At 28.9% G+C, this 12,392-nt stretch carries 12 protein-coding genes; all 12 read right to left on the bottom strand.

The features are described from left to right. Nucleotides 1-10: 10 nt before the first annotated feature. The 12 genes from rseP to dprA all read right to left on the bottom strand — a co-directional run bounded on the left by rseP (nucleotide 11) and on the right by dprA (nucleotide 12,380). Nucleotides 11-1,030, bottom strand: coding sequence for an RIP metalloprotease RseP (rseP, locus tag BTM21_RS06235; RefSeq protein WP_021875565.1), 1,020 nt, complete (start codon nucleotides 1,028-1,030; stop codon nucleotides 11-13). A 12-nt stretch (nucleotides 1,031-1,042) separates the two neighbouring features. Then, nucleotides 1,043-2,203, bottom strand: a complete 1,161-nt coding sequence (gene dxr / locus BTM21_RS06240; protein WP_021875564.1) for a 1-deoxy-D-xylulose-5-phosphate reductoisomerase — start codon at nucleotides 2,201-2,203, stop codon at nucleotides 1,043-1,045. A gap of 10 nt (nucleotides 2,204-2,213) precedes the next feature. Then, entirely contained in the window at nucleotides 2,214-3,182 is a 969-nt protein-coding gene (locus tag BTM21_RS06245) for an AI-2E family transporter (RefSeq protein WP_079481323.1), read from the bottom strand. Between the two features lie 111 nt (nucleotides 3,183-3,293). Then, nucleotides 3,294-4,088 carry a phosphatidate cytidylyltransferase gene (locus BTM21_RS06250; protein ID WP_021875562.1) on the bottom strand — a complete coding sequence of 265 codons (795 nt, stop codon included), beginning with the start codon at nucleotides 4,086-4,088 and terminating at the stop codon, nucleotides 3,294-3,296. 17 nt (nucleotides 4,089-4,105) lie between these two features. Further along, nucleotides 4,106-4,867 (bottom strand): isoprenyl transferase, encoded by a 762-nt coding sequence (locus BTM21_RS06255; protein WP_079481322.1) that lies wholly within the window; start codon nucleotides 4,865-4,867, stop codon nucleotides 4,106-4,108. Nucleotides 4,868-4,920: 53 nt separating this feature from the next. Then, complete coding sequence (gene frr / locus BTM21_RS06260) at nucleotides 4,921-5,478, bottom strand: ribosome recycling factor (protein ID WP_021875560.1); 558 nt, start codon at nucleotides 5,476-5,478, stop codon at nucleotides 4,921-4,923. 11 nt (nucleotides 5,479-5,489) lie between these two features. Further along, a complete protein-coding gene (gene pyrH / locus BTM21_RS06265; protein WP_021875559.1) occupies nucleotides 5,490-6,206 on the bottom strand; it encodes a UMP kinase in 717 nt (238 codons plus the stop codon). A gap of 72 nt (nucleotides 6,207-6,278) precedes the next feature. Then, complete coding sequence (gene tsf / locus BTM21_RS06270) at nucleotides 6,279-7,187, bottom strand: translation elongation factor Ts (RefSeq protein WP_021875558.1); 909 nt, start codon at nucleotides 7,185-7,187, stop codon at nucleotides 6,279-6,281. An 80-nt stretch (nucleotides 7,188-7,267) separates the two neighbouring features. Beyond that, nucleotides 7,268-7,969, bottom strand: coding sequence for a 30S ribosomal protein S2 (rpsB, locus tag BTM21_RS06275; RefSeq protein WP_079481321.1), 702 nt, complete (start codon nucleotides 7,967-7,969; stop codon nucleotides 7,268-7,270). A 219-nt stretch (nucleotides 7,970-8,188) separates the two neighbouring features. Further along, nucleotides 8,189-8,965 carry a GTP-sensing pleiotropic transcriptional regulator CodY gene (gene codY, locus BTM21_RS06280; protein ID WP_021875556.1) on the bottom strand — a complete coding sequence of 259 codons (777 nt, stop codon included), beginning with the start codon at nucleotides 8,963-8,965 and terminating at the stop codon, nucleotides 8,189-8,191. Between the two features lie 201 nt (nucleotides 8,966-9,166). Beyond that, nucleotides 9,167-11,284, bottom strand: coding sequence for a type I DNA topoisomerase (gene topA, locus BTM21_RS06285; protein ID WP_021875555.1), 2,118 nt, complete (start codon nucleotides 11,282-11,284; stop codon nucleotides 9,167-9,169). Between the two features lie 43 nt (nucleotides 11,285-11,327). Then, nucleotides 11,328-12,380, bottom strand: coding sequence for a DNA-processing protein DprA (gene dprA / locus BTM21_RS06290; RefSeq protein WP_021875554.1), 1,053 nt, complete (start codon nucleotides 12,378-12,380; stop codon nucleotides 11,328-11,330). Nucleotides 12,381-12,392: the final 12 nt, after the last annotated feature.

Genomic DNA, 12,392 nt, shown 5'->3' on the forward strand with positions numbered 1-12,392 from the left:
TTACCTCACTTTAAAACTTAATAGGGAATAATATATCTTTTATGGTAACTAAAATCATAAGCCCAAATAACGCCATTAACCCTATATAATTTATTGTTCCTACTATTTTATCTGGTACCTTTTTCTTTGTAATTAATTCTATAAGTAATATTATAGTCCAACCTCCATCTAAAGCTGGTATAGGTAACATATTAAATACAGCTAAATTTACACTTATAAATGCTACAAAGTACATAAGGTTCCAAATACCATTTTTAGCAGCCTCACTAGACATCTTTATAATAGATACTGGACCACCTACATCAGTTTTTAAATTAGCTTTACCTGTTACTATCATTTTAAGTCCTTTAAAGCTTTGAACTACAACTGATGCCGTTTGCTTAAAGCTTTCTTTAAAGCTTTCTAAAATAGTAGGATTTTCATTTACTTCAAATCCAAAACCTATTCTATAAACTTCTTTCCCATTTTCATTTATTAACTCTGGTGTTATTGTTATCTCTCTTTTTTCACCATTTCTTTCTACTAGAAAATCTACTGGTCTATTCTTTGCCATATTTATCGCAACTATTATATCATCAGCTGAAAATACTTTGCTTCCATCTACCTTTAAAAACTTATCTCCAACTTCAACTCCAGCCTCATATGCAGGTGATTTATCTGATACACTTCTTACTTCTGAAATTCTATATCCAAACTTTGATAAAAAAATCGTAAATATAAGAATTGCAAATAAAAAGTTCATCGCTGCACCAGCTATTATAACACTTATTCTTCTAAGAGGTGATTTAGATGAAAAACTTCTTTCATCTTGAACATCTTCCTCTTCTCCCATCATTTTTACATATCCTCCAATAGGAAATAAACCTATTGAATACATAGTTTCTTTTCCTTGAGTTTTAAATATCTTAGGTCCCATACCTATAGCAAATTCTTCTACTCTTATTCCATTAACCTTCGCCATTATAAAATGTCCAAGTTCATGAACAATTATAAGCAAACTAAATCCTAGTAATGCTAAAATAATATACAATATTTTGTCCTCCTAATTCCATTTTCCTCTAATATACTCTCTTACTTTTTTATCTAATTCTATAATATTATCTAAAGTTAATTTTTTAGTTTTTTCATCTTCAAAATATATCATACATTCTTCTATTATTTCTGCTATTTGAAGAAATTGTATCTTCTCTTCTAATAATAATGCAACAGCTTCTTCATTAGCACCATTTAATATAGTTGTAGCCAATCCACCTTCTTTTCCAGCTTCATAAGCTAGTTTTAAACATTTAAAAGTTTCAAAATCTGGTTTTTCAAAAGTTAACTCTGAAATTTCAAGAAAACTTATTGGTTTAGCGATTTGCGACTTTCTTTCTCTTTTATTAATAGCATATTGAATCGGAAGCCTCATATCTGCTGATCCTAGTTGAGCTATTATACTAGCATCTTTATACTCTACCATTGAATGTATTATACTTTGTTTATGCACAACAACTTCTATATTCTCATATGGACAATCAAATAGAAAATGTGCTTCAATAACCTCAAGTCCTTTATTCATAAGACTTGCTGAATCTATAGATATTTTTTGCCCCATATTCCATTTTGGATGTTTAAGAGCATCTTTTACTGTAACGTTTTTTAAATCTTCTATTTTTTTGCCTCTAAATGGTCCACCTGAAGCTGTTAAAATTATTTTATTTATATCTTTTTCAGTATAACCACTTAATGCTTGAAATATAGCACTATGTTCTGAATCTACCGGTAAAATTTCAACTCCCATTTCCTTTGCTTTTTTCATAACTAGTTCTCCTGCAACTACTAATGTCTCCTTATTAGCAAGTGCAATATCTTTTTTAGCTTCTATAGCCTTCATAGTAGGCTTAAGTCCTATCATACCAACTACAGATGTAACTACCATATCAATTTCATCTAATGAAGCTATTTTTTCTAATCCTTCTATGCCATCTAAAACTACTGTATTTAATGATTTTTCTAAAGTATAAGCCTTTACTTTTTCAGCGCTTTCTTTATCCATCATAGCAATATATTTAGGATTAAATTCGTCTATTATTTCTTTGATTTTATCTACTGATGAATTAGCTGTAACCCCAATTAACTTTATATCACCATTTGATTGTCTTATTACATCTAATGTTTGTGTACCTATTGAGCCTGTTGCCCCTAAAATTGAAATATTTTTCATAACTTACCTCCTAGTATTCTTCCTCTGCATTATAAATTATATCCTTTGCAATTATACAATAAACTGGACCTGCAATTATACCAACAAATCCAAACATTTTTACCCCTACATATATGGAAAGCATTACTACTAACGGATGTATCTCTAATTTATTACTTAAAAATTTAGCCTCTAAAATTTCTCTAAATATTTGAATTAAAAAATATAATGCTATAAATCCTATTACTAGTAAATATCTTTTCATTATAATATTGTATATTATAATTGGTATAAAAACAATTATTGTTCCAACATAAGGTAAGATATCTAACATTCCACATATAATTCCTAAAAAAATACTATTATCTACCCCTAAAATTTTAAATCCAATTATAGTAACAAAGGCTGTTAAAAAAACTAAATTTATTTCTATTTTAAAAACTTCCTTTAAATTAGCTTTTTTTATATATATATTTTTCACTACATCTTTAGGTAAAAGCATGGTTAATAAATCATATACCTTAGTTTTATCTACTAATATAAAATATGTAGCTATATTACCAATAAAATATCCAATTAAACTTTCTCCTGTAATTGAAGCTCCTTGAAGTATAATAGAGCTATTTAGTATTTTAGTTAAAGTTTTTATTGCTTTATTTAAATCAAAATGTAATAACACTCTTATATTATTTACAAAGTTATCTACAGCCAAAGTATTTCCAATATAAAATTTTTGAAATAGTGTAATAAGAGTGTTTCCAAAATAAAATATAATAAAAAACAAACTTAGGTTAACAATTAGTAAACTAATTATTGCTGAAATATTTTTATTTATATTCCTTTTAACTAGAAATTTATAAATTGGGTGATTTATAAGTAACATAAAAATTATAATAAAAAAAGGAGTAAAGTATTCTTTTATTAAAATAGTAATTATCACTAAAACTATAAATAATATTATTAATTTTATAACTTTAGTATATTGCTCATCAAATTTCATCTTATAACTCCTTACCTTAATCATACTATGATTATATTATTTATAAACCTTTATAATTACAAAAAATAAACTACTTCAAAATTATTTTAATAACTTTGAAGTAGTTTTAAATTAAATCTTTACTATAAATGTTAAATAATAAAATACTACCGTAGCATTGAATAATATAGAGTCAAATCTATCTAATATACCACCATGACCTGGAATTAGATTACTATAATCTTTTAATCCTACATATCTTTTTATTGAGGATGCTACTAAATCACCAAATTGTCCCATTATTCCACAAAGAGCTCCTATTAAAAAGAAGTGAATTAATTGAACATTAGGCACATAGTTTCCTACTATAATACCAAAAATTCCACATCCAACAGTACTTCCTAAAAACCCGCCTATCGATCCTGCAATTGTCTTTTTAGGACTAACCTTTGGACATAATTTTTTCTTACCTAAATATTTACCTGAATAATATGCTGCAGTATCTGCAAGCCAAGAACCTAAAAATATAAGCCATACTAAGTATTCTCCAGAAGGTTTAATATTAACTAAAGGTATAAAACTAAATAATACAACAACATATATAAATCCTAATATAGTTAAACCTACATCTATAAAGGTATATTTTAAATCAATTACTGGAAGACAAAGTAATATAAATGTTGCAAATATTATAATAAAAGTTAATATATCAAATTTATTTCCAGTTAAATAGAATAATGCTAACATTAAATATCCTATTAATGGAACAGGTTTAAACTCTTTTTCTTTTAATGCATTATAAAATTCATATAATCCACCTATAGAAAGTAAAATTGTAAATGCCTTTAAATAAATACCACCTAAAAATATAAATATTATAAAAGGTGCTATCATAAGAGCTCCTAAATATCTATTGTTTGATTTCACGTTTTTCACCCCAACTTTTATACTCCACCATATCTTCTATCTCTATTTTGATAATCATATATAGCTTTATGTAAGTGTTCTTCTTTAAAATCAGGCCAACATATATAAGAATACCAAAACTCTGAATATGCACACTGCCATAATAAGAAATTACTTATTCTTTGCTCTCCTGAAGGTCTTATAATAAGATCTGGATCTGGAGTATTTTTTGTATATAAATAGCTTTCAAAAGTTTCTTCCTTTATATCTTCTGACTTTAGTATTCCCTTTTTAACATCTTCAGATACAAGTTTAACAGCTCTAATTATTTCATCTCTTCCACCGTAATTAAAAGCAATATTCATAACAACACCTTTATTGTTTTTTGTAAGCTCTATTGCTTTTTCTACTTCTTCTCTTACAGTACTATTAAGCTTTGAAAGATCTCCTAAAATCCTGATTACTACACCATTTTCATTAAGTTCTTTAAGTTCAGCTCTTAAATATTCTACAAGTAATTTCATAAGAGCTCCAACTTCTTCCTCTGGTCTTTTCCAATTTTCAGTTGAGAAAGCATATAGCGTTAAATACTTTATATCTAATCTATGAGCTTCTTTTAATATTCTTCTAATGGTTTCTACCCCAGCTTTATGTCCCATAGTTCTAGGTAAATTTCTAGCTTTGGCCCATCTTCCATTTCCATCCATAATTATTGCTATGTGCTTTGGAATATTATTTCTGTCTATATCTATATTTTGTACTTCTTTTTTTTCTTTGTTGTTTCTAAAAAATCTAAACATAACTTTTCCCTCCACCATTATACATAAGGAAAAAAACCTGCTAAGAGCAGGTTTTAAATTGACATAATCTCTTTTTCTTTTGCTATTATTACAGCATCTATTTCTTTAACAAAAGAATCCGTTACTTTTTGAACTTTTTCTTCTCCGCTCTTAACTTCATCTTCTGAGATATCTCCATCTTTCTTTAATGACTTTATTTTGTCATTAGCTTCTCTTCTTATTGATCTTAATGCAATTTTAGCATCTTCCCCTGTTTTCTTAACATTTTTAACAAGGTTTTTTCTTGTTTCTTCTGTTAGTTCAGGAACTATAAGTCTTATTATTGTTCCATCATTTGAAGGATTTATTCCAAGATCTGATACTAATATAGCTTTTTCTATTTCTTTTAATAGAGTTTTTTCCCATGGAGTTATTACTAATACTCTTGGTTCTGGAGCTGATATATTAGCAACTTGATTTAGTGGACATGGGCTTCCATAGTAATCTACTTGAATTCTATCAAGCATTGTAGGGTTAGCTCTTCCAGCTTTCATTGTTGAAAGGTCTTTTTGAAGAACTGAAATAGTCTTTTGCATTTTATCTTCCGCTTTTTTAATAATTTCTTTAATCATAAACATCCTCCTTATTTTTTAGATGAAACTAAAGTTCCTATCTTCTCACCTGATATTGCTTTTTTGATATTACCTGATTCGTCTAATCCAAATACTAATATTGGAATATTATTATCCATACATAATGAAGTTGCAGTTGAATCCATTACTTGTAATCCTTGTTCTAAAACTTCTATATATGTTAATGTATCATATTTTTTTGCATCATTATATTTGTGAGGATCCTTATCGTAAACACCATCAACCTTTTTAGCTAAAAGAATTACATCAGCTTCTATTTCAGCTGCTCTTAATGCTGCTGTAGTATCAGTTGAGAAATAAGGATTTCCTGTTCCTGCTGCAAATATAACTACTCTTCCTTTTTCTAAATGTCTAACTGCTCTTCTTCTTATAAACGGTTCTGCTATTTCCTTCATTTCTATAGCAGTTTGAACTCTAGTCATTACTCCTGCTTGTTCTAATGAATCTTGAAGAGCTAATGCATTTATACAAGTAGCCATCATACCCATATAATCAGCTTGAGATCTGTCCATTCCTTCTCCGCTTCTGCCTCTCCAAATGTTTCCGCCGCCTACTACTAGACCTACTTCTACATTCATATCTACTAAAGCCTTAACCTCTAAAGCTATTCTCTTTATTATATCAAAATCAAATCCAAATCCATTTTGACCTGCTAACGCTTCACCTGAAACTTTAAGTATTACTCTTTTATATGCACATTTCTCCATAATTAGTACCTCCATACTTTAATGACTACTTATTTTTTAAAAAAAGAGAACACAAAAGTGTTCTCTTCGGTTTTATTTGCTCATCTTAGCTACTTCTTCTGCGAAGTTATCTTCAGCCTTTTCGATTCCTTCTCCTCTTTCGAATCTAACGAATCTAGTTACAGTTATTGGAGAACCAACTTCTTTTGATTTTTCTTGAAGATATTTAGTTATACTCTTATCTCCATCTTTAACCCAAGCTTGATCTAAAAGACATACTTCTTTGTAGTACTTTTGAATTCTTCCCATTACCATTTTTTCAACTATCTTTTCTGGTTTTCCTTCATTTAAAGCTTGAACTCTGTAGATTTCCTTTTCTTTTTCTAAAGCTGTGTTATCTACATCATCTTTGCTTAAGAATGCTGGATTAGCAGCAGCAACTTGCATACAAACGTCCTTAGCAACTTCTGCTAAAACATCACTTGCAGTATCACAAGCTAATTCTACTACAACACCAATTCTTCCACCACCGTGGATATAGCTTTGAACAACTCCGTTTTCTATAGCGAATCTGTCAAATCTTCTAACTGTCATATTTTCGCCTAATTTAGCAATTAATGCAGTTAATGCTTCTGTTACAGTATTTTCAGCATCGTACTTTTCAGTAACGAATTCTTCTACTGTAGTAGATTTTGTTGTTGAAGCCATTTCAGCTAATCTTGTTGCAAAAGTAACAAACTCTTCATTTGCAGCAACGAAGTCAGTTTCACAGTTTAATTCAACTATACCAGCTGTCTTCTTATCATCTGATATGTAAGTCTTAACTATACCTTCTGCAGCAACTCTTCCTGCTTTCTTTGCAGCAGCAGCAAGACCCTTTTCTCTTAATATTTCAACAGCCTTTTCCATATCTCCTTGAGATTCTGTTAAAGCCTTTTTGCAGTCCATCATTCCTGCACCAGTTTTTTCTCTTAATTCTTTAACTGATTGAGCAGTTATCATAATCTAAATTCCTCCTAACACAATGTAAACCTTATTATTTAAATTAAAAGGTAAATGGGAACCCCCACTCACCTTTATAATTATTCAGCTAATTGTTCGCCTTGTCTTCCTTCGATTATACCATCAGCCATTTTTGCAGTTATTAACTTAACAGCTCTTATAGCATCATCGTTTCCTGGAATTACGTAGTCAACTTCTTCTGGATCACAGTTAGTGTCAACTATTCCAACAACAGGGATTCCTAATATCTTAGCTTCTGAGATAGCGTTCTTTTCTTTTCTTGGATCTACAACAAACATAGCTCCTATGTTTGAAGCATCAAGATTTCTGATTCCGCCAAGGTTCTTTTCAAGTTTTTCCATTTCGCCTTTTAACTTTATAACTTCTTTCTTAGGTAGTACATCAAAAGTACCATCTTGTTCCATAGTTTGTAAAGCTTCAAGTCTGTTTATTCTTGTTTTGATAGTTTTGAAGTTTGTTAACATTCCACCTAACCATCTATTGTTAACGAAGTGCATGTTTGATCTTATAGCTTCTTCTTGAATAGCTTCTTGAGCTTGCTTCTTAGTTCCAACAAATAATATGTCTTTTCCTTCAGTAGCAACTTCTTTGATGAAGTTATAAGCTTCGTCTGCTTTCTTAACAGTCTTTTGAAGATCTATTATATATATTCCATTTCTTTCTGTGAATATATAAGGAGCCATCTTAGGGTTCCATCTTCTTGTTTGGTGTCCAAAGTGTACACCTGCTTCTAATAATTGTTTCATTGATATTACTGACATCTTGTTACCTCCTGGTTTTTCCTCCACTGTCTTTAATTCTTATAAAGTTTCCTTAAATAAGGCACCGACTTTATAAATCGGACAATGTGCGTATTTTATTACCTTTGTTAGTATAACATAAGGTTATTATAGTAGCAACATATTTTTATTTACTAATAAAAATATAAAGAAAAAAATATGGCACAATATACTACTTTATATATTGTACCACATTTTGAATTATTTAATCTTTTTTAATTCATCTAATAACTTTTCATTTAATATTTTTATGTGTGTCCCTTTCATTCCAAGAGATCTTGATTCTATAACACCAGCACTTTCAAACTTTCTTAACGCATTTACAATAACACTTCTTGTTATTCCAACCTTGTCTGCTATTTTTGAAGCTACTAATAATCCTTCTGTTCCATCTAGTTCTCCGAAAATATGTTCAACTGCTTCTAACTCTGAGTATGATAAAGTTCCAATAGCTAATTGAACAACAGCTTTCTTTCTAGCTTCTGCTTCAAACTCATCTTGCTTAGATCTTAAAACTTCCATCCCAACTATAGTAGCGCTATATTCAGCAAGTACTAAATCTTCATCAGTAAATTCTTCTCCGAATCTAGCTAAAATTAAAGTACCTAGTCTTTCTCTATTCCCAATTATAGGTACTATAGTAGTTATTTTATCTTCCATTATACAATTATCTTCTCCATCAAATACACATAGGCCTTTATTACCTAAATTTGATATAGTATCTTGTACATTTAATAACTTCTCATTGTACTCTTGTGGGAATCTCTTTTCTTCTACTACGTGTTTTCTCATTATATCACATTCAAAATTCTTAGAAAAAGTATGTCCTAATACTTTTCCCTTTCTACTTGCAACATAAACATTACAAGATAAAACTTCACTTAATAATGAACATATATCTTCAAAAGCCACTGGATCTGTCCCTGATTTTTGTAAAATCTTATTTAACATTCTAGTTTTATTTAATAATGATGACATTTAATCATCCTCCTCATCCAAATAGTTAATAATAATTATTGTTTTTAGAAAATTTAAAATTGTCTCAATTTTGCGACACCATCTAACTACTTATATATACTATCATAAAGAATATTTGTTTTCAATAATTTTTTTACTATTTTCGACATTTTCTCCTTTGGATGAGGATTTTTTTTAAACTAACTCTAATTTTTATTAAAGTTAGTCTTCTTTACTCTTTTTATCTCCATCATTGTCGCTATCTTCTTTTTTTATTTCTTGTTTATATCCACATTCACTATTAGAGCATTGGGCATAATTACCTTTAGTTTTACTATATTTCAAAACCATATATGCTCCACATTCTGGACAACTATCTTTTAATGGTTCATTCCAACTTACAAAATCACATTCTGGATATCCTGAACATCCAAAAAACTTTTTACCCTTTTTACTCTTTTTAACTACTATCTTCTTTCCACACTTTGGACATGGAGTATCTATTTCTTCAACTATAGGCTTTGCATTTTTACATTCTGGATATCCTGGACATGCTAAAAAGTCTCCATATCTTCCATGTTTTATAACCATCATACGACCACATTTATCACATGGTACATCACTTACTTTATCTTCAATAACAACTTTTGATATTTCTTTTTCTGCCTTTTCTATTGCTATTTTTAAAGGTTCGAAGAATTCTCCAACAACTTTTCTCCATTCTTCACTACCTTCTTCAATATAGTCAAGCTTTCTTTCCATTTCAGCTGTGAAATCAATATCAACTATTTGTTTAAAATATTCACTTACTATATTATTTACAATAAATCCAAGTTCTGTTGGAATTAAATTTTTCTTTTCTCTATTAACATAATTTCTACTTAATAAAGTTGAAATAGTTGGAACGTAAGTACTAGGTCTTCCTATTCCCTTTTCTTCAAGTAATTTAACAAAAGATGCTTCAGTATATCTTGCAGGTGGTTGAGTAAAATGTTGAACTCCTTGTATTGAATCTGGATTTAAAATTTCACCTTCTTCAATTTTAGGTAATGTTACATCCTCCTCATCTTCTGATGTTGAATACTCATAAAGTTTCATAAACCCATCAAAAGCAATTGTTGAACCACTAGCTTTTAATTTATAATCTCCATTTTCTATTTCTATACTATTTGTATTTAATTCACAAGAAGCCATTTGACTTGCCATAAATCTTTTCCATATTAATGAATATAATTTATATTGTTCTGGAGTTAATGAGTTTTTTGCAACTTCTGGAGTTATTTCAATATATGAAGGTCTTATAGCTTCATGAGCATCTTGTATATTTTTTTTACTTTTATATACTCTAGGCATTTCAGGAACATAATCAGTTCCATAAGTATTAGTTATAAAATCTAAAGCCTTTTCCTTTGCTTCATCAGATATTCTAACTGAGTCTGTTCTCATATAAGTAATAAGACCTACTGTTCCATAACCTTTAACTTCAACTCCTTCATAAAGGGCTTGAGCTATAGACATAGTTCTTTTAGTCATAAAGTTTAATTTTTTTGAAGCATCTTGTTGAAGTGTACTTGTAGTAAATGGAGCAAGAGGATTTCTTTGTTTTTTCCCCTTTTTAACTTTATTTACTTTAAATTCACCTTTTTCTAAATTTATAATAATTTTATCTGCTTGTTCTTTACTTGAAATTTCAACTTTCTTTCCTTTATAAGTAGATAATTTTATATTAAATTTTTTTCTTTCTTTTTTCATTTTACAATCTACAGTCCAGTATTCTTCTGGAATAAATGCTTTAACTTCTTCTTCTCTATCGCATATTAGTTTAAGAGCTGCTGATTGTACTCTACCTGCACTTAAACCCCATTTTACATTTTTCCATAATATTGGACTTATTTCATATCCAACTAATCTATCTAATATTCTTCTTGCTTGTTGAGCATCTACTAAATTTAAATTTATTTTTCTAGCTTCTTTAATAGATGACTTTACTGCACTTTTAGTTATTTCATTAAATACTATTCTACAATTTTCTTTTTCATCTATCTTTAAAATATTAGCTAAATGCCATGAAATAGCCTCACCTTCACGGTCAGGGTCAGTTGCAAGATATATTTTATCTGCTTTTTTAGCAGCTTTTTTTAATTTATTAAGCAGTTCACCTTTTCCTCTTATTGTTATATATTTAGGATTAAAATTATCTTCTATATCAACGCCAAGCTTACTTTTAGGTAAATCTCTTACATGTCCCATAGAAGCTTCTACTGTGTAATTTTTCCCAAGATATTTACCAATTGTTTTAGCCTTTGCCGGTGACTCGACTATTACAAGATTTTGTCCCATACTAAAACTCCAGTATTAATTCTGGAGTTACACCCCCTTAAATTCATGTTAATTTCGCATAATAATTGCCTGGAAGGCAAATAATCTCATTTGTATTTTGCATTTCAAATAATAACTCAAATAATACCTTTCTGTCAACTTTTACCCTTTCCATAATATCATCTAAATGACTTGGTTCACTGCTTATAGTAGATAAAACCTGTGATTTTATGGAATTTTCATCATTTTCTATTATTTTTTTCTTTTCTATACTAAGCATTGTATATAAATCTTCTAGTTCTGTAAATACTATAGCACCATCTCTAATTAATTTATTGCATCCTAAACTATATTTTTGCAAAACAGACCCCGGAACTGCCATAACATCTTTTCCTTGTTCTAAGGCAAAGGATACGGTAATAAGAGAACCACTTTTAAGAGATGCTTCTATAACTATAATAGCCTCACTTAATCCACTAATTATCCTATTCCTTCTTGGAAAATTGTAAGAAAAGGGTTTGGTTCCTGGTAAAAATTCTGAAAGTATTAAACCATTTTTTTCTACATCTTTATATAATCTACTATTAGATTTAGGATAAACTACATCTATTCCACACCCTAAAACAGCAATTGTTTTTCCATAATTTAAAGTTTCTTTATGAGCTATAGCATCTATTCCACTTGCTAATCCACTTACTATAGTTATTAAATTTTTTGTTAATTCTACACTTATTGCTTTTGCAACTTCTTTACCATAACAAGTACATTGTCTAGCCCCAACTATAGCTACTCTTCTATTTTTTAATAAGGATAAATCTCCCTTATAAAAAAGTATATAAGGTGGTTCTTCTATAAATAAAAGTTCTCTTGGATAATCCTTTGAGTTAATAGTAATATATCCTATGTTATTATCTTTTAAATGCTTATCAAATAATTTTATTTTATCTTTATTTAATAATTTAATATTATTTATGGTATTTCCTTTAATTATTCCACTTTTAATTATATTATCTATATTATTATATATATTTTCTTCATTCTTATACTTATTTAATAATAATAGCTTACTCCTATTACTTAACTTTAACAATACATACCATAATATATACTCTTCCATTTTATCACCCTT

The organism is Clostridium chauvoei, from assembly GCF_002327185.1.
Lineage (GTDB): Bacteria > Bacillota > Clostridia > Clostridiales > Clostridiaceae > Clostridium > Clostridium chauvoei.

Bases quoted from the DNA above. Each gene is read 5' to 3' on its own strand.
- BTM21_RS06245 (WP_079481323.1), bottom strand. From the start codon at position 3,182: ATGAAATTTGATGAGCAATATACTAAAGTTATAAAATTAATAATATTA.
- frr (WP_021875560.1), bottom strand. From the start codon at position 5,478: ATGATTAAAGAAATTATTAAAAAAGCGGAAGATAAAATGCAAAAGACT.
- tsf (WP_021875558.1), bottom strand. From the start codon at position 7,187: ATGATAACTGCTCAATCAGTTAAAGAATTAAGAGAAAAAACTGGTGCA.
- rpsB (WP_079481321.1), bottom strand. From the start codon at position 7,969: ATGTCAGTAATATCAATGAAACAATTATTAGAAGCAGGTGTACACTTT.
- pyrH (WP_021875559.1), bottom strand. From the start codon at position 6,206: ATGGAGAAATGTGCATATAAAAGAGTAATACTTAAAGTTTCAGGTGAA.
- dprA (WP_021875554.1), bottom strand. From the start codon at position 12,380: ATGGAAGAGTATATATTATGGTATGTATTGTTAAAGTTAAGTAATAGG.
- codY (WP_021875556.1), bottom strand. From the start codon at position 8,965: ATGTCATCATTATTAAATAAAACTAGAATGTTAAATAAGATTTTACAA.
- dxr (WP_021875564.1), bottom strand. From the start codon at position 2,203: ATGAAAAATATTTCAATTTTAGGGGCAACAGGCTCAATAGGTACACAA.
- BTM21_RS06255 (WP_079481322.1), bottom strand. From the start codon at position 4,867: ATGTTTAGATTTTTTAGAAACAACAAAGAAAAAAAAGAAGTACAAAAT.
- topA (WP_021875555.1), bottom strand. From the start codon at position 11,284: ATGGGACAAAATCTTGTAATAGTCGAGTCACCGGCAAAGGCTAAAACA.